The organism is Chryseobacterium sp. FG46 (assembly GCF_057809135.1).
In genome coordinates this window covers 1-17,394 of the sequence record NZ_JBMDJJ010000003.1, presented here as the reverse complement: position 1 = coordinate 17,394, position 17,394 = coordinate 1, and the positions used below count along the sequence as shown (strand labels likewise).

Annotated in this window: 16 protein-coding genes and 1 tRNA gene; 12 read left to right on the top strand and 5 right to left on the bottom strand. The window is 37.5% G+C overall.

Going from position 1 to position 17,394, the window contains the following annotated elements; genetic code table 11:
* Window positions 1-31: 31 nt before the first annotated feature.
* Both ACODR7_RS02940 and ACODR7_RS02935 read left to right on the top strand, forming a co-directional pair.
* Window positions 32-3,214 (top strand): efflux RND transporter permease subunit, encoded by a 3,183-nt coding sequence (locus ACODR7_RS02940; protein ID WP_488837147.1) that lies wholly within the window; start codon window positions 32-34, stop codon window positions 3,212-3,214.
* A gap of 171 nt (window positions 3,215-3,385) precedes the next feature.
* The gene (locus tag ACODR7_RS02935; RefSeq protein WP_488837146.1) at window positions 3,386-4,798 is read left to right on the top strand and encodes an efflux transporter outer membrane subunit; all 1,413 of its coding nucleotides are present in this window, start codon (window positions 3,386-3,388) and stop codon (window positions 4,796-4,798) included.
* Window positions 4,799-4,996: 198 nt separating this feature from the next.
* Here ACODR7_RS02935 and miaA read toward each other — a convergent pair whose 3' ends face one another.
* Window positions 4,997-5,917, bottom strand: coding sequence for a tRNA (adenosine(37)-N6)-dimethylallyltransferase MiaA (gene miaA, locus ACODR7_RS02930; RefSeq protein WP_488837145.1), 921 nt, complete (start codon window positions 5,915-5,917; stop codon window positions 4,997-4,999).
* Between the two features lie 186 nt (window positions 5,918-6,103).
* Between miaA and ACODR7_RS02925 the strand changes: the two genes are divergently transcribed.
* From ACODR7_RS02925 to nadA, 3 genes are all read left to right on the top strand, one after another.
* A complete protein-coding gene (locus ACODR7_RS02925) occupies window positions 6,104-6,961 on the top strand; it encodes a YicC/YloC family endoribonuclease (RefSeq protein WP_076595841.1) in 858 nt (285 codons plus the stop codon).
* Between the two features lie 85 nt (window positions 6,962-7,046).
* Window positions 7,047-7,610 carry a guanylate kinase gene (gene gmk, locus ACODR7_RS02920; protein ID WP_488837143.1) on the top strand — a complete coding sequence of 188 codons (564 nt, stop codon included), beginning with the start codon at window positions 7,047-7,049 and terminating at the stop codon, window positions 7,608-7,610.
* A gap of 103 nt (window positions 7,611-7,713) precedes the next feature.
* On the top strand, window positions 7,714-8,733 hold the full coding sequence (gene nadA / locus ACODR7_RS02915; RefSeq protein ID WP_077419045.1) for a quinolinate synthase NadA: 1,020 nt from the start codon (window positions 7,714-7,716) through the stop codon (window positions 8,731-8,733).
* A 57-nt stretch (window positions 8,734-8,790) separates the two neighbouring features.
* Here the strand turns inward: nadA and ACODR7_RS02910 are convergent, their stop codons facing one another.
* The 4 genes from ACODR7_RS02910 to ACODR7_RS02895 all read right to left on the bottom strand — a co-directional run bounded on the left by ACODR7_RS02910 (window position 8,791) and on the right by ACODR7_RS02895 (window position 9,981).
* The gene (locus tag ACODR7_RS02910) at window positions 8,791-8,994 is read right to left on the bottom strand and encodes a bacteriocin-like protein (protein WP_488837141.1); all 204 of its coding nucleotides are present in this window, start codon (window positions 8,992-8,994) and stop codon (window positions 8,791-8,793) included.
* Window positions 8,995-9,116: 122 nt separating this feature from the next.
* Window positions 9,117-9,206 (bottom strand): bacteriocin-like protein, encoded by a 90-nt coding sequence (locus tag ACODR7_RS02905; protein WP_488837139.1) that lies wholly within the window; start codon window positions 9,204-9,206, stop codon window positions 9,117-9,119.
* A 302-nt stretch (window positions 9,207-9,508) separates the two neighbouring features.
* Window positions 9,509-9,703, bottom strand: a complete 195-nt coding sequence (locus ACODR7_RS02900) for a bacteriocin-like protein (RefSeq protein ID WP_488837137.1) — start codon at window positions 9,701-9,703, stop codon at window positions 9,509-9,511.
* Between the two features lie 146 nt (window positions 9,704-9,849).
* Entirely contained in the window at window positions 9,850-9,981 is a 132-nt protein-coding gene (locus ACODR7_RS02895; RefSeq protein ID WP_488837135.1) for a hypothetical protein, read from the bottom strand.
* 59 nt (window positions 9,982-10,040) lie between these two features.
* Between ACODR7_RS02895 and thrA the strand changes: the two genes are divergently transcribed.
* From thrA to ACODR7_RS02860, 7 genes are all read left to right on the top strand, one after another.
* Window positions 10,041-12,488: a bifunctional aspartate kinase/homoserine dehydrogenase I gene (gene thrA, locus ACODR7_RS02890; RefSeq protein ID WP_488837133.1), complete on the top strand. Its 2,448-nt coding sequence runs from the start codon at window positions 10,041-10,043 to the stop codon at window positions 12,486-12,488.
* A 9-nt stretch (window positions 12,489-12,497) separates the two neighbouring features.
* Window positions 12,498-13,418, top strand: a complete 921-nt coding sequence (locus ACODR7_RS02885) for a homoserine kinase (RefSeq protein ID WP_488837132.1) — start codon at window positions 12,498-12,500, stop codon at window positions 13,416-13,418.
* Window positions 13,419-13,439: 21 nt separating this feature from the next.
* A complete protein-coding gene (gene thrC / locus ACODR7_RS02880) occupies window positions 13,440-14,744 on the top strand; it encodes a threonine synthase (protein ID WP_488837130.1) in 1,305 nt (434 codons plus the stop codon).
* 4 nt (window positions 14,745-14,748) lie between these two features.
* Window positions 14,749-15,117 carry a dihydroneopterin aldolase gene (gene folB / locus ACODR7_RS02875; protein ID WP_076595834.1) on the top strand — a complete coding sequence of 123 codons (369 nt, stop codon included), beginning with the start codon at window positions 14,749-14,751 and terminating at the stop codon, window positions 15,115-15,117.
* A gap of 34 nt (window positions 15,118-15,151) precedes the next feature.
* The gene (locus ACODR7_RS02870) at window positions 15,152-16,516 is read left to right on the top strand and encodes a DUF4403 family protein (protein ID WP_488837128.1); all 1,365 of its coding nucleotides are present in this window, start codon (window positions 15,152-15,154) and stop codon (window positions 16,514-16,516) included.
* 43 nt (window positions 16,517-16,559) lie between these two features.
* A complete protein-coding gene (locus ACODR7_RS02865) occupies window positions 16,560-17,057 on the top strand; it encodes an RDD family protein (RefSeq protein WP_488837126.1) in 498 nt (165 codons plus the stop codon).
* A 58-nt stretch (window positions 17,058-17,115) separates the two neighbouring features.
* Window positions 17,116-17,186 (top strand) — tRNA-Cys (locus tag ACODR7_RS02860).
* Window positions 17,187-17,394: the final 208 nt, after the last annotated feature.

The window sequence follows — 17,394 nt, the reverse complement described above, 5'->3', positions numbered from 1 at the left end:
AATACAGAAGACTTAAAAAAATAAACTTCTTATGTTAAAACAATTTATAGAAAGACCGGTCCTTTCAACGGTCATCTCCATAATACTCTTATTATTGGGAGCTTTGTCTCTCTTTAATTTACCGATTGCCCTCTTCCCGGATATCGCTCCACCAAGCGTTCAGGTTACGGCATTCTATCCTGGAGCAAATGCTGAGGTGGTAGCACGTTCAGTTGCTACTCCTATTGAGGAAGCGGTAAACGGGGTTGAGAACATGACTTATATGACCTCAAACTCCAGTAATGACGGTACTATGACCCTGAGTGTTTTCTTCAAACAGGGCGCTGATGCCGACAATGCAGCAGTAAACGTACAGAACCGTGTATCAAAAGCGATGAGCCAGCTTCCCCAGGAAGTAGTACAGGCCGGGATTTCAACACAAAAGGTTCAGAACAGTATGATCATGTTCATGGGACTGACCAGTGAAGATGAAAAACAATATGATGAATTATTTCTTCAAAACTATCTGAAGATCAATGTTATTCCACAGATACAGCGTATTCCGGGGGTAGCACAGGCACAGGTATTCGGAACAAGGGATTATTCCATGAGAATCTGGCTGAAACCGGATCGTCTGGCAGCTAATAATCTTTCTCCTCAGGAGGTTTTGGGAGCGATTAAAGATCATAACCTTGAAGCAGCTCCTGGCCGTTTGGGACAGGGAAGCAAGGAAACTTACGAATACATCCTTAAATATAAAGGAAAACTGAACAAGGGCGAAGACTATGAGAATATTGCCATCAAAGCAAACAGTGACGGCTCTTTTCTAAGATTGAAAGATGTTGCACGAGTAGAGTTCGGTTCTTATACCTATACAGCGACCAACAGAGTAGATGGAAAACCGGTTGCCGGATTTGCCATCCTGCAGACAGCAGGTTCTAATGCCAACGAAATCCTGACCGAAATTGAAAAGCAGGTAAAAGTAATGGAAACCACTCTTCCAAAAGGAGTGAAACCCATTATCATGTATAATTCCAAAGACTTCCTGGATGCTTCTATCCATCAGGTTGTGGAAACGCTTGTTATTGCTTTCGTATTGGTATTTATTGTAGTATTTATTTTCCTTCAGGATTTCAGATCTACCTTAATTCCGGCTATTGCCGTACCGGTAGCGATTATCGGAACCTTCTTCTTCCTGCAGTTATTTGGTTTCAGTATCAACATGCTTACCTTATTTGCATTGGTGCTCGCCATTGGTATTGTAGTGGATGACGCCATTGTGGTGGTAGAAGCCGTCCATTCTAAAATGGAACAAACGGGAATGCCTGTAGAACATGCTACAATGCACTCGATGAGCGAAATTTCAGGAGCTATTATTTCGATTACGTTGGTAATGTGTGCCGTGTTTATTCCGGTTGGTTTCATGCAGGGACCTGCAGGGGTTTTCTACAGACAGTTTGCTTTCACATTGGCGATTGCGATTTTAATTTCAGCGGTGAATGCATTAACATTAAGTCCGGCATTATGTGCGATGTTCTTAAATGATCCTCAGGGAGAACATGGGGAGCACGGTCATAAAAAAGGTTTTGGAGCAAGGTTCTTCAATGCTTTCAATGCGAGCTTCAACAGCATGACCAGAAAATATATTTACAGCCTTAAGTTTTTAATTAAAAACAAATGGGTTGCGATAGGAGGTCTTGTTATCATCACAGCAGCAAGTGTATTTTTAATCAAGAAAGCGCCGTCAGGATTCATTCCTACGGAAGACCAGGGATTCGTATTATATGCAGTGAATACTCCTCCGGGAAGTTCATTAGAAAGAACACACAGAGCGACAGCTCAAATTGATAAAATTATCAATGGTGAAAAAGCAACCAACCACCTTTGGGTAGCAGATGGGATGAACTTCATCAGTAATGCCAACGCTTCTCCCTATTCTGCAGGTTTCATCAAGCTTAAAGATTATGACAAGCGTGGTGAAATGAAAGATCCCGATCAGATTGCAGCAACATTGACAGGTAAGGTAAGCCAGGTAAAAGATGCCAACGCATTCTTCTTCAACTTCCCTACGGTACAAGGTTTCGGTAACGTTTCCGGATTTGAATTCATGCTTCAGGACAAAACGAATGGTTCTTTCGAACAATTGGGAACAACCACTCAGCAGTTCATCGGAGAGCTGATGAAAAGACCTGAAATTGCCTTCGCCTTTACAACCTATGCAGCTGGAAACCCTCAGTACACTATTGATGTGGATACAGATAAAGCCAATCAGCTGGGTGTTTCTGTAACAGAACTGATGCAGACCATGCAGATTTATTTCGGAAGTAGCTTTGTATCGGATTTCAACAGATTTGGAAAATATTACAGAGTAATGGCTCAGGCTGATATTCCTTACCGTACGGATGTCAATTCCCTGGAAGGAATCTATGTGAAAAATAAATCGGGAGAGATGGTTCCTGCCAAAACTCTGGTAACGTTAAAAAGATCTTTCGGTCCTGAAACGGTAACAAGAAACAACCTTTTCAATGCAGTAACGATCAACGGAACTCCTAAACCTGGCTACAGTACCGGGGATGCAATCAAAGCGGTAGAAGAAGTGGCTCAGCAATCACTGCCAAGAGGATATGGATACGAATGGACAGGGATTACCCGTGAAGAAATTAAAACAAGCGGACAGACTGCTTTTATTTTCTTCTTAAGTATTCTATTCGTTTACTTCTTACTGGCCGCTCAATATGAAAGTTATATCCTTCCATTTGCTATTATTCTTACCATTCCTACAGGGATTTTCGGAGTATTTGCCTTCACAGGATTAGCTGGAATTGATAACAATATTTATGTTCAGGTAGGATTGATCATGCTTGTAGGACTATTAGCGAAGAATGCCATCCTGATTGTTGAATTTGCCGTGCAGAGAAGAAAAGCAGGTAAAACATTGATAGAATCTGCTCTTCAGGCATCAAGATTACGTTTAAGACCAATCTTAATGACCTCTTTTGCCTTCATTGTGGGAATGCTTCCGCTGGTATGGACGCAAGGTGCTTCTTCAAAAGGAAACCACTCTATTGGTTACAGTACCGTAGGCGGAATGCTTACAGGAGTAATATTCGGGATCTTTATCATTCCGGTAATGTATGTCATATTCCAGTATCTGCATGAAAAAATGCCTAGCAGAAAAAAGAAAAGACTTCTGAAAAAACAAATGGAGGAAGAGCTTCTAGCTGCTACCCACTAATAAAAAAATGAATGACAAAAACTTAGAGAAAATTTTAAGATCATAGGTTTACCTATTTACCTGCCCGATCTTAATGGTTTAAAAAAGCTAATTATTTTCTCCTACTAAAGACAATTTTTGCCTCAACAAAAACCTCTCTAAGTTTTGTCTTCAATTAAAAGTTTAAAAACTATGAAACGAGTAAAAAATATTATTCTAACATTTGTGCTGGCCATCGGCTCTGTTTCGTGTGTGTCTAAACTGGCATATACGGAGCCTGAGCTTCCTCTTCCGGAAAAATTCCAGTACACCGCCACTGCAGACACAGCCAGCATCGCTAATCTGGAGTGGAAACAGTTTTTCAGCGATCCTATTTTGCAGGGACTGATTGAAAAAGGAATTAAAAATAATTATGACCTTCAGATTGCTCTGAAGCAGGTTGCTGCTTCACAGGAAAAACTGAAACAGGCAAAATATATGCAATATCCGGACGTTGGTTTCGGAGTAAGCGGGCAGATTTCAAAACCTTCCAAAAACAGTATGAACGGGCAGAGCTTAAATTTATTTTTAGGTTCAAGCCATGTTGAAGACTATAACGCAGCCTTCAACCTTTCATGGGAAGCAGACATCTGGGGAAAAATCAAAAACCAGCAGGAAGTTTCAAGAATGCAGTATCTTCAGACCTACGAAGGTTCAAAAGCGGTTCAGACTCAGGTTGTGGCAGCCATTGCGCAGGGATATTATAATCTGCTGATGCTTGATAAACAACTGGCTATCGCAAAATCCAATCTGGAACTGACCAGCAATACCCTTTTGATGACACAAAAAATGTGGGAAAGCGGAGATAATACTTCTTTGGGAGTACAGCAGGCCGCAGCACAGAAACAGGCTACAGAACTTCTGATTGCCCAGCTGGAGCAGAATATTGCCATCCAGGAAAATGCACTGAGTATTCTGGTTGGAGAACTTCCCAATAAAGTCGACAGAACCATTGAAATGTCTGATACTTCATTGCCTCAAAACATTACTGCAGGGCTTCCGGCAGCTATGGTAAGTCGTAGACCGGATGTGCGCCAGCAGGAACTGGTTTTATTAGAATCCAATGCGATGGTAGGAATTGCCCAGGCCAATATGTATCCGGCACTGAAGATTACAGCCAACGGAGGAGTGAATTCTTTCAAATTTGATAACTGGTTTCAGATTCCGGCTTCGTTATTCGGATCCGTTTTAGGAGGAATTACCCAGCCCATTTTCCAGAAAAGGCAACTGAAAACAGATTTTGAAGTAGCCAAAATTCAAAGAGAAAGAAATGTTCTGGCATTCCGCCAATCGGTATTGAATGCTGTGGGAGAAATTTCTGATGCCTTGGTTTCCAATGAAAACTTAAAAGTTCAGGAACAAAAAGCAACAGAACAGGCAACTACACTGAAAGACGGAATTAAAAGTGCACAACTTCTTTACAAAGGAGGTTCAGCCAATTACCTGGAAGTGATTACAGCACAAGGGAATTCCCTACAGGCAGAGTTGAATCTGGCTTCCATTAAAAGACAGAGATTAAGCAGCATTGTAGATTTATACAGAGCTTTAGGCGGCGGTTGGAAGTAGTAAATTAAATTATATTTGTTTAAGATGCGGTTCTTTTTGGAGCCGCATTTTTTGTATTGTTTCTGTTTATTACAATGAATATAAACTTAGATTCCTACGGAATGACATAGTGTATGGATAAACTAAGCGTCCAGTTTGTCATTCCGTAGGAATCTATATTTTCAAAGCTTCTAAAGTCATTTAATAATGTAAAAGTATTTACTTTTCAAACTGCTCCTCTATCCATTGAAGCAAATCCTCAAAATCATTTTGAGAATATCCCAACTGTAAATAATGAATATCATCCGCCTTTCTGTACCACGTCAGCTGACGTTTCGCATATCTTCGGCTGTTCTTTTTAATTTCTGAAACCGCAAAATCAAGCTCCCATTCTCCATCAAAATATTTGAAAAGTTCAGCGTAACCTACAGTATTCAAAGCTGTCAACCCTTTGAATTTCTCAAGACTTTTCACCTCATCCAGCAGTCCATTCTCCATCATGATATCCACTCTGCGGTTAATTCTTTCATATAATTCTTCCCTTGGAGCTTCTATCCCGATTCTGATGACATTAAAATCTCTGCCATTTTGAGAAACCGAAATATGTTCAGAATATTTTTTATCCGTTTGCCAGATAATATCAATGGCTCTCAACAGCCTGCGGTGATTGTGAATATCCACCACACTGAAATATTCGGGATCGAGTTCCTGTAAAATTTCCTGAAGTTTTTCTATTCCCTCCTGCTCCATGATATTCTGCAGTTTTTCCTGATTTTCAGCATTGGCTTCTGGTAAATCATGCAGACCTTCTATCACCGCTTTTTCATACATCATGCTTCCACCAACAAGAATTACAGTGTCATGAGTGGCAAAAAGCTCATTGAGTTTTTGAAGCGCATCTTCTTCATACTGCCCGATAGAATAATAGTCTTCCACTGAAAGATTTCCGATAAAATGATGAGGTGCAGCAGCCAGTTCATCTTCCGAAGGTGCAGCCGTTCCTATTTTCATTTCCTTAAAAAACTGGCGGGAATCACATGAAATAATCTCCGTATTGAAATGCTGCGCCAAATCAATTGCCAATTTCGTTTTACCAATTCCGGTGGGTCCTACTACAGAAATTAAATTTTTCTTTTTCACCGCGCTAATTTACGAAAATGAGTTTATTTAATTGGCCGGAAGCTTGAAGCCTGAGGCAGGAAGTTAAAGTTAAATCTCATTTATATTCACAACAATCTTCCCGCTTCCTAACCCCCATCTTCCTGCCATTCAACATTAGCCAAACTATAGACTTAAATGTTTATCTTTGTAGAACAATAAAAAACTATGATTTTATCAATGACCGGATTCGGTAGAGCCGAAGATGTTTTTGAAGGAAAGAAAATTACTATAGATATTAAATCTCTGAACAGCAAGAGCTTTGATTTAAATATTAAAATTCCTTTACGTTATAAAGAAAAAGAATTTGAAATCAGAAAAATTCTTAATGATAGAATTATCCGTGGAAAAGTAGACTGCTACGTTAATATTGAGAATCTTGAAGAGTCCAATGATGTAAAAATCAATAAAAACTTAATTGACTCTTACATCAATGAACTTAAAAACATAGCTTCTGACGGTCCCAATTTCGAATACCTTAAAATGGCGGTAAGACTTCCTGATGCCATTACATCAAGACCTGACGAATTAACGGAAGGCGAATGGGAAGCTTTGGCTAAGATTGTCAACAATGCCGTAGACAGATTCGAAGAATTCAGAAAAACGGAAGGCAGTAATCTGCATGAAGAATTAAACAGGAATATTCAGAATATCGATAAGTATCTTGCAGAAGTGATTCCTTTTGAAGAAGAAAGAATTGTAAGCGTGAAAGAGCGTTATCAGAAATCTTTGAAAGAATTCGAAAATGTGGATGAAACACGTTTTTACCAGGAAATGGCTTACTTCACTGAAAAGCTTGATATTTCTGAAGAAAAGGTAAGACTTGCCCAGCACTTGAAATATTACAAAGAAGTAATGGACAATGAATCTTTCAACGGGAAAAAACTGGGCTTTATTTCTCAGGAAATCGGAAGAGAAATCAATACATTAGGTTCTAAAGCCAATCACGCAGAAATCCAGAAACTGGTTGTGATGATGAAAGATGACCTTGAAAAAATTAAAGAACAAACGTTAAACGTATTGTAATATAGGTACGAATTATGAGATGCGTGGTTGTCATTTCTAAGAAAAGAACCCGAAACTCGGACCTCGTAACCCGAAATTGTAAAAAATGGATAAAGTAATTATATTTTCAGCACCATCAGGGAGCGGAAAAACTACATTGGTAAAACATTCACTGGAAACATTTCCTGAACTGGAATTTTCAATCTCATGTACAACGAGAAAGCCTAGAGGAAGTGAAGTACATGCTGTAGACTATCATTTTCTGACACCGGATGAATTCAGACAGAAAATTTCTGAAAATGCTTTTGTAGAATATGAAGAAGTATATACTGACAAATATTACGGTACTTTAAAATCTGAAGTAGAAAAAATCTGGAATCAGGGAAAAGTTGTTATTTTTGATGTGGATGTAAAAGGAGGAATTTCTTTAAAAAAATACTTTGGTGAAAAGGCACTGTCTATTTTTATAGAACCCCCTTCCATTGAGGAATTGGAACGAAGATTGATTTCAAGAAATACAGATGATGCAGAAACCATAAAAACCCGTGTCGCAAAGGCAGAAGAAGAAATGTCCTACGCCGGCGGGTTTGACAAGATCGTTATTAATGAAGATCTTGATGCAGCTAAAAAAGAAATAGAAAGTTTAATAAAAAGTTTTATCAGTAATTAATGGCTGGAAAATAGAAGGCGGAAATGAAGTGATCAAAATACTCTCACAATCTGGCTTCTGATTTCTAACCTCTTACTTCTGATCGTAAAAAATTGAGGTTGATATGAGTACCGAAACATTAGAAAAAGCTAAATCTGCAATTCCTGTCAGAGGATTTCTGGATATAAAAGATATTGCTATTCCTCAGGGGGAAGAATTGGTAAAAGCCATTCTTAAACTTAAAGAGGAAAAAAATGCTGTAATTCTTGCCCATTATTACCAACCGGGAGAAATTCAGGATATCGCAGATTTCCTGGGTGATTCTCTACAGCTGGCAAGACAGGCTAAAGATACCAATGCTGATATGATTGTATTCTGTGGAGTACATTTCATGGCAGAAGCCGCTAAAATTCTGAATCCAACTAAAAAAGTAGTTCTGCCGGATACCATGGCCGGGTGCTCCCTGGCGGACGGTTGTTCCGGAGAAGGACTGAGAAAAATGCGTGAACAGCATCCCAATGCTTTAATTGCCACTTACATCAACTGTAACGCAGAAACTAAAGCTGAAAGTGATATCATCGTAACCAGCTCAAATGCTGAAACCGTAATAGAAGCCCTTCCAAAAGACAGACCTATCATCTTCGCACCGGATAAAAACCTGGGAAGATATTTATCTAAAAAAACAGGTCGTGATATGATCCTTTGGGATGGAAGCTGTATAGTACATGAAGCATTTTCAATGGAAAGAATTGCTCAACAGCTGGCAGACAATCCGGATGCAAAACTGATTGCACACCCTGAAAGTGAAGAAGCTGTTTTGAAACTGGCTCACTTTATTGGTTCTACTTCCGCCCTGTTGAACTATGTAGAAAAGGATGACTGCCAGAAATTCATCATTGCAACGGAAGAAGGCATTCTTCACGAAATGAGAAAACGTGCTCCTCATAAGGAACTTATTCCTGCATTGGTTTTTGATGAAAGCTGCAACTGCTCAGAATGTTTCTATATGAAGCGCAATACAATGGAAAAGCTGTATTTATGTATGAAATATGAACTTCCTGAAATTCTTATTGATGAAGAATTAAGGTTAAAAGCATTGAAGCCTATTGAAGCCATGCTTGACCTTTCTAAAAGCATAAAATAAATTAAAGCACTGTTTTTACAGTGCTTTTTTATTGTTATTAAAACAGATATTTTATTTTTAAGACACTCCTCCGCTCATACACGACATATCAACAATAACACACATTTTACAACGGTCAGGAAGCATATGAAAAGCCTCGCAAGGCGCATCACCAGGATTATTTCCGTAAGTTGTATTCTTAGGACATCCTACACATGTTGACGAGCCTGCTCCCAGCAAAGTTTGAAGTTCTTTTCTGTTTAATTTCTTTAAATTTTTCATAATATTTTAAACTAAATTGATTTCACTCTTTTTATTCAATGCTACAGCATAGGTGCGTAACACGTTCCTCCCGGCTTCAGCCAGCATCCCCAATTTCCGCCTCCACGGAAACAAACAAACTGCTATCTCCCGCATGCTTCAATCTGAATATCAGTGAAACTACCTTTGATGTCTTTCTTGTCTTCTCTTGATAATTTTTTAATTGTTTTCATTGCATTTAATTTTAGAGTTATCAAAGTTGTTTAAACTTTACAAAATCACAAAAGTCACAAAAGGGTTCATTTTAAAACACTTGAGTTCACTTAAATAAACTTAATATGATACCGCAGAAAAGTTAGCATAAAACGAACATTTCGACTTCGCTCAATAGGCAAAGATTTTCACAAAACTTAGGTGTACTTATTACGCATAAGGCTTGGTTCTGAAAAAACTTAAGTGTTAAAAATTTTGTCCTTTTGTGGGTAAAATAATGATTATAAAAGTTTAAACAACTTCATCATTAAAAGTTTTAAAATCAATACGGATCAAAACATTCAAAGCTCACAAGCACTCTACCCTTACAGCATTCCGGTAAAGCATGATAATCAGCACAGTATCTTGGCTCGCCTGGTCCGTAAGGTCCGGCAGGGCAGTTCTCGAAACAGTTATTTACATCTCCTCCACTGATTGATTTCAGATGCCGGCGGTTTAATTTCTTTAAATTTTTCATGATTATTGTATTATTAGTTAATATTATAAATGTAAGATTTTTAATCAATTACACCAAATATATCTCTAAAAAAGGAAATATATTTTTATTATGTTAAAAAGTTGGCTGTTTCAAAATAATTCGTACATTTGTTCCGTTACAATGAATTATTTAAGAAACATATCTGATATTTCTGCCCTGAAATCACCTATTTCAGGCATATCTTCTGTTTCTACATTCACAACTACAACAATTATTACCCCATAACGGGGTAGATTTTCACATATTATTCCCGGCACCTGTACTCTTTTTTTAAAAGAGTAGTCAATTCTATTTACCTAATTCTAAAAAATACTTGATGAAAGTTTTAAAATTCGGCGGAACATCAGTCGCCCATTCTCAGAATATATTACTGGTGGAAAAAATCGTAAAAAGTGAATCTTTAAAAAGCAAAGTTATTGTCATTGTATCAGCTCTTCACGGAGTAACAGATCAATTGATTAAAGCAGCAGAGCATGCTTCTGTAAAGGATGAAAACTATATTCAGATTGTTCAGAATCTTGAAGAAAAACATATCAGTCTGGTCAAAGAACTTTTCCCAATTGCGGAACAAAGTTCATGGCTAAGCTTTGTAAAAAAACATTTTAACGATATCGAAGATCTGTGCAACGGAATTGCTGCTCTTGGTGAACTTACCAATAGGATTAAAGATAAAATTGCTTCTTACGGAGAATTTCTGTCCTCAAAAATTATAGCTGCAAGATTACGGCATGAAGGATTGGACTGCGTTTGGATGAACTCTGCAGAACTGATCAGAACAGACAGTAATTTTACCCATGCAAAAGTAGATTTTAAATGCACCGATCATAATATTGACCGCTTTCTGAATGAAAATCAGAACCGCATTATCGTAGGACCAGGTTTTATTGCGAATGACGAGAAAAATAACGCCACAACATTAGGGAGAGGCGGATCAGATTATACGGCATCTATCATTGCAGCAGCTGTTCATGCAGAAGAACTCCAGATCTGGACTGATGTAAGCGGAATGATGACAGCCGATCCGCGTCTGGTTTCCAACGCTAAACCTATTTCAGAAATATCTTATCATGAAGCGATGGAACTGTCACATTTTGGAGCAAAAGTACTTTATCCGCCTTCCATTCAGCCTGTAATGGTAAAAAATATAGACCTGATCATCAAAAATACCTTTGATCCTGATGCACAGGGAACTTTAATCTCTCATCAACTGAAATCTTCAGACGATGAAAAACAGATTGCAGTAGGAATTTCCAATATGAACAGTATTGCCCTGCTTACACTGGAAGGCAGCGGAATGGTAGGAATTCCTGGAATTTCAGCAAGGCTTTTCCAGTGTTTAAGTCATGAAAAAATAAATGTCATTCTTATTACACAAGGATCTTCAGAGCATTCTATCACCATTGCTATTGAAGAAAAAGAAGCTTTACGTGCTGAACACGCGATCAATTTTTCTTTTGCTGATGATATCAATCTTAAAAGGGTCTATGCTGTGAAAATTGAAACAGGACTTTCCATTGTAGCGCTTGTAGGAGAAAGCATGAAAAGCAGAAGCGGTGTGAGCGCAAAAATGTTCGGATGTCTTGGAAATAACGGGATCAATATAAGAGCAATTGCGCAGGGATCTTCAGAAAGAAATATCAGTATCGTTATTTCAGAAAAAGACAGTAAAAAAGCAGTGAATGTACTTCATGAAGAATTCTTTGAATCTGAAATAAAGCAAATCCATCTTTATATCTGTGGAACAGGAAATGTGGGTTCAAAACTGATCCAGCAGATTTATAACCAAAATGATTATTTAAAAGAAAACTTTTTGGTCAATCTCAGAATTGCTGGGGTTTCCAACAGCCGTCATATGATGTTTTCTGATCAGGGAATACCACAGGAAAATTATCTTAACTGGAATCAACAGGGTGAAAAAGCTTCTGCAAGGGAATTTGCTGATGAAATTATCCGCAGAAACCTTAGAAATTCTGTTTTCGTTGATGTAACAGCAAGTTCTGACGTTCCTGAAGTGTATGAAAGTTTATTAAAAAGAAGTGTAAACATCGTAGCTTGTAATAAAATTGCAGCATCTTCAGATTTTAAAAGCTATAAATCTTTAAAAAATACAGCAAGAAACCACAGCTGCAATTTCTATTTTGAAACCAACGTAGGAGCAGGACTTCCGGTAATTGGAACCATTAATGACCTCATCAAAAGCGGAGACCAAATTCAATCCATTAAAGCTGTATTGAGTGGAACATTGAATTTTGTATTTAATGAATATGACGGAAGCAGAACTTTTTCTGAAGTTGTAGCCCAGGCTCAGAAAGAAGGATACACAGAGCCGGATCCAAGGCTTGATCTGTCCGGAACAGATGTAGCAAGAAAAATTTTAATTCTGGCCAGAGAGGCAGGATATCCGCTCCAGTTTGAAGATATTGAAAATATAGGTTTTCTGCCTGAAGAATGCATGGAGGGAAGCGTTGAAAGTTTTTATGAGAAACTTTCAGTATATGAAGAACATTTTAAAAATTTATTGAACAATGCTAAAAAAGAAGGCAAAATATTAAAATACGTAGCAGAATTTGAAAATGGAAAAGCAAAAGTAGGTTTACAGCATATCGCTCCGGACAGCGATCTGTTTCATCTATATGGCAAAGACAATATTGTCATTTTTAAAACTCTGAGATATTCTGAACAGCCTTTAGTTGTAAAAGGTGCCGGTGCCGGAGCTGATGTAACGGCAAGCGGAGTTTTTGCAGATATTATCCGTTCTATTTAAAATACAATTATGAAAAAAGTAAAATTAAAAGTACCTGCTACTGTTGCCAACCTGGTTTGCGGATTTGATATTTTAGGAATGGCAGTCCATGATCCATATGATGAAATGGAGTTAAGACTATTGGATACTCCTGATATTATTATAAGACATACAGACTCTTTCGGGCTACCTGAAGAACCTTCCGGAAATGTTGCCGGAATTGTTCTCTTAAAAATTCAGGAACACTTTAATCTGAAAAATGGCTTTGAGGTCATTATCCATAAACATATAAAGCCCGGAAGCGGGCTCGGCTCCAGTGCGGCAAGTGCCGCCGGAGCCGCCTTCGGGGCCAATGTATTATTAGGAAACAAGTTATCAAAGGAAGAAATGGTTCATTTTGCCATGTTTGGAGAAGAACTGGCTTCCGGGGTACGCCATGCAGACAATATCGCACCATGCATCTATGGTGGAATTACGCTGGTAAAGTCTACCAACCCGATTGATATTATTCCACTTAACAGCCCTGATTTATTTGTGACGGCAGTACATCCGCAGGTAGAAGTCAAAACTTCGGATGCCAGACAGATTTTAAAGAAAAATATTACCTTAAAAAGTGCCGTTGAACAATGGGGAAACATAGCGGGGCTGATAGCAGGAATTCAGAAAAATGATTTTTCATTGATTGGCAGAAGCCTCAAGGATGTCATTATAGAACCTGTCCGCAGTATTCTGATTCCGAAATTTAATGACATCAAGATGAAAAGCTTGCAATTGGGAGCTTTGGGAGGTGGAATTTCCGGTTCAGGGCCTTCTATTTTTATGCTGTCTGAACAAAAAGAAACTGCAGAGAAAATTGCTCAGATGATGGAATCAGTGTATAATGAAATTGAAATAAAAAGTTTTGTCTACGTTTCAAAAATAAATCCGGCAGGGATCCAAATCGTTGAATAAGCTTACTCATAAAAAACAGAAATGAAATATTATAATTTAAAAGACCATCTGGAAAAAATTGATTTCAGAGAGGCAACAATAAAAGGTCAGGGAAAAGAAAAAGGATTATTTTTCCCTGAAAACATTCCACATTTTGACGAAGAATTCATTCAAAATCTTCATCAGTATTCCAATGAGGAAATTGCGTACAGATGTATGAAAGACTTTGCAGGAGATGAAATTCCATCAGAAATACTTAACGAAATTGTTGCAGAAACTGTAAGTTTTGAGATTCCTTTAGTCAAAATCAATAATCAGATATCCATATTAGAACTGTTTCATGGTCCTACCCTGGCTTTTAAAGATATCGGGGCAAGATTCATGAGCCGCTGCCTTTCCTATTTTTTGAAAGACCGGAACAAAAAAGTCACTGTTCTTGTCGCTACTTCAGGAGATACGGGAGGAGCTGTTGCCCATGGATTTTATAAAATTCCACAAATCAATGTGGTCATTCTTTATCCTAAAAACAGAGTCAGTCCGGTTCAGGAGAAACAACTGACCGCGTTGGGCGAAAACATTTCAGCATTGGAAGTAAACGGAAGTTTTGATGATTGTCAGAATCTTGTTAAACAGGCTTTTTCAGATGAAGAAATCAACAGTCAGTTATTTTTAACCTCTGCCAATTCTATCAACGTTGCAAGATGGCTTCCTCAGCAAATTTACTATTTAATTGCCTTAAAACAATGGATGCAGGAACACAAAGAACAGCCCGTAATCTGTGTACCCAGCGGAAACTTCGGAAATATCTGTGCCGGGCTTCTGGCTCATGTCAGAGGCTTGCCTGCCAATCATTTTATTGCCGCCTGTAATGCCAATCATGTAATTCCTGATTATTTTATAACTCAGAAATACCATCCACAAAAAGCAATTGCTACCTTATCCAATGCCATGGATGTAGGAGATCCGAGTAATTTCGTACGAATTCTGGAGCTTTTCGGGCATCAGTTTGAAATAGTAAAAAATAAAATTTCAGCTTATTCCGTTGATGATGAACAGACCATAAACACCATCATGGAAGTCTACGAGAAACACGGATATATTCTGGAACCTCACAGTGCTGTAGCATTTGCTGCAATGGAAAAATATCTGAAAGAAAATCCTGAACAGAAAGGATTTATTCTGGGAACTGCCCATCCTGTAAAATTCCCCGATGCTGTGGAAAAAGCCATTCATAGTAAGATTAAAATTCCTGAATCGTTGAAGGAACTCATGAAAAAGGAGAAAAAAACTGTAGAAATAAATTCAGATTTTGAAGAATTAAGACGATTTTTGCTTCATAAAATCTGAAGCAATGAGCAAAATATATCTTGAAGATGTAAGAATATATGCATACCACGGTGTACTTCCTGAAGAAAATATCATCGGTACCTATTATATTCTGAACATAGAACTTCATACCGATCTGTGGAAAGCAGCAGAATCTGATGATTTACATGACACTATAAGTTATGCAGATATCAATGATATCCTCCACAGCGAAATGAAAATAAAGTCCAGATTACTGGAACATGCAGCTGGAAGAATGATTACAAAAATTCACAACAGCTTTCCTCAGATCGATTATATTAAATTAAAAATCACCAAAACAGCTCCTCCAATGCAGGGAGAAATGAAAGGTGCAAGTATTGAGTTGGAAAAGAGCTTTAAACCGGAAAATTAAAATTCTTATTTTCGTTCATTAAAAAATATACAAATTGAAATTCGTTACAATATTATTTTTAGCCGCAGGGATCAGTACTTTTGGTCAGACCAATGTTGATAATCAGCTGGCGGCTTATAATTTTCCAAAAATAAAGTCCAGTATTACGATGCCTGTTACCATTCCCCTTTCGGAGCTGAGCAATATGATCAATGCTTCCGTGAAAGATCTGGTATATCAGGATGACTCTTATACTGATAATAATAATGATCAATTTAAAGTAAAAGTTTGGAAAACGAGACCTATCCGCCTTGTAGGAGGAACCAGCCAGAATCTGCTGATTGAAGTTCCTTTAAAAATATGGGCAGAAAAAGGAATCGGTACTTTAGGAGTTTATACGTATCAGAATACCACCTTCGAAACCGTAATGTCTTTCAATACTACCGTTACTTTCAAAAATAACTGGACCATTATTACAAACACCCGGCCGAACGGTTTCAGATGGGTAAGTAAACCTGTACTTGATTATGGAAGAATACAGATTCCTATTACCTCTGTTGTCGAAAAAAGCTTAAAGGAACAACAGGAAAAATTCTGTAAAACAATTGATCAGCAAATGGCTGCACAGCTGAATTTCCAGCAGTATGCCTTGATGGCCTGGAATACTTTTCTTCAGCCCTTCAATATTTCTGAGGAATATAATACCTGGCTGAAAGTAAGTCCTGTAGGGGTTAATATCACTCCTTTAAAGTTCTATGGAAACCAGATCAATGCTACTCTTGGTGTTGATATCTTTTCCGAAACATTCACAGGAAATAAACCTGCTGCATCTTCACCAGTGACCAGTGTTGCCAACTTTAATACAACACCTGCAGTTGCTGATAAGTTTATTCTGCAGACCACAGCCAATATTCCTTTTACTGAAGCAAGCAGTATGGCGAGAAAAACTTTCCTGAATAAGGAGTTTGATGTGCGGGATTCTAAAGTAAAAGTAACCGATATCAGAGTGTACGGTGTTGATGACAGAGTGGTTATTGAAGCGCAGACTGATGGCTATATAAAAGGGACCTCTATTATTTCAGGAATTCCGGTGTATGATGAAACAAAAAGGAAAATTGTTTTGTCAGAAACCAAATTCAAGCTGAAAACAACCAATATTCTGCAGAAAACCGCTTCTCTCCTATTTCAGGGGAAAATTGTAAAAATGATTGAAGAAGAGTATGGCATCCCCACTCAGGAACTGGAGGAAACTTCAAGAAAAAGCATTGAAGAAGCCTTTAACAAAGAATATTATAAAGGATTAAAGATGAACGGAAAAGTTTTCAATCTTAAACCTAGTAAAATTCTACTCAGCAATACAGGGATCACTGCAGTTATTGATACAAATGCTTCTTTAAAATTAATTGTCAACGGATTTTAAAACGTCGAATAAAAACAAAACTAAAAAACTAATAATTTTACATATGAAAAGAATTCTAAATGTTGTTGAATATAATAAAGCCTCATCATGGGTTAGACTTGCCAATTATTTTCTCGATTTTATAATACTATCTGTTATTAATTACCTTCTTTCTATTCTCGCTAATTTTCTTTACGAAGTAACTTCAATTGAGTTTTTCTACTTATATAGTAATGGAAATATATTATGGCAGTTCTTTATTGGAAATTTCAATTATTGTCTTTATTATTTTTTGATGGAAAACCATTTAGATGGAAGAACAGTTGCAAAGTATATTACAGGAACCCAAGTAATCAGTACAGATGGTACAAAACCAACCACACAGCAAATTATTTACAGAAGTCTTTCCCGAATTGTTCCTTTTGATGGGATATCATTTCTTGGTATAAATGGCTGGCATGATAAATGGAGTGAAACAAGGGTAATTAACATTAAAAATTATCACGCTGAAATTCAAGCAAAAAGCGAAATCGAGGATCTTGGAAAGAAAGAAATTGCTTAAAAACTTTTGTTCATAAAGAAATTTTACTATATTTGCACACCTCAAAAATGGTAAAAATGGTACTTTGGCCGAGCGGCTAGGCAGTGGTCTGCAACACCATCTACAGCGGTTCGAATCCGCTAGGTACCTCAGAAAAAACCTCTATGTTATTTAGAGGTTTTTTTGTTTTTATATCTTTATGTTTTTCCAATATTTTCATTTTCTTTTTTCTCAATGATATTATTATGAAAAAGCCGTTCATTTTCTTTCTGATTTCTTTGGATCAAGCGCAAAAGTTGGGGGCTAAGCAAAAAGTTTGGATAATCTGAATAGAAAGAAAGTTTTGTCTTTTACTCCT

Coding starts and splice junctions, on each gene's coding strand:
- ACODR7_RS02940 (WP_488837147.1), top strand. CDS start 32: ATGTTAAAACAATTTATAGAAAGACCGGTCCTTTCAACGGTCATCTCC.
- ACODR7_RS02935 (WP_488837146.1), top strand. CDS start 3,386: ATGAAACGAGTAAAAAATATTATTCTAACATTTGTGCTGGCCATCGGC.
- ACODR7_RS02925 (WP_076595841.1), top strand. CDS start 6,104: ATGATTTTATCAATGACCGGATTCGGTAGAGCCGAAGATGTTTTTGAA.
- gmk (WP_488837143.1), top strand. CDS start 7,047: ATGGATAAAGTAATTATATTTTCAGCACCATCAGGGAGCGGAAAAACT.
- nadA (WP_077419045.1), top strand. CDS start 7,714: ATGAGTACCGAAACATTAGAAAAAGCTAAATCTGCAATTCCTGTCAGA.
- ACODR7_RS02910 (WP_488837141.1), bottom strand. CDS start 8,994: ATGAAAAATTTAAAGAAATTAAACAGAAAAGAACTTCAAACTTTGCTG.
- ACODR7_RS02905 (WP_488837139.1), bottom strand. CDS start 9,206: ATGAAAACAATTAAAAAATTATCAAGAGAAGACAAGAAAGACATCAAA.
- ACODR7_RS02900 (WP_488837137.1), bottom strand. CDS start 9,703: ATGAAAAATTTAAAGAAATTAAACCGCCGGCATCTGAAATCAATCAGT.
- thrA (WP_488837133.1), top strand. CDS start 10,041: ATGAAAGTTTTAAAATTCGGCGGAACATCAGTCGCCCATTCTCAGAAT.
- ACODR7_RS02885 (WP_488837132.1), top strand. CDS start 12,498: ATGAAAAAAGTAAAATTAAAAGTACCTGCTACTGTTGCCAACCTGGTT.
- thrC (WP_488837130.1), top strand. CDS start 13,440: ATGAAATATTATAATTTAAAAGACCATCTGGAAAAAATTGATTTCAGA.
- folB (WP_076595834.1), top strand. CDS start 14,749: ATGAGCAAAATATATCTTGAAGATGTAAGAATATATGCATACCACGGT.
- ACODR7_RS02865 (WP_488837126.1), top strand. CDS start 16,560: ATGAAAAGAATTCTAAATGTTGTTGAATATAATAAAGCCTCATCATGG.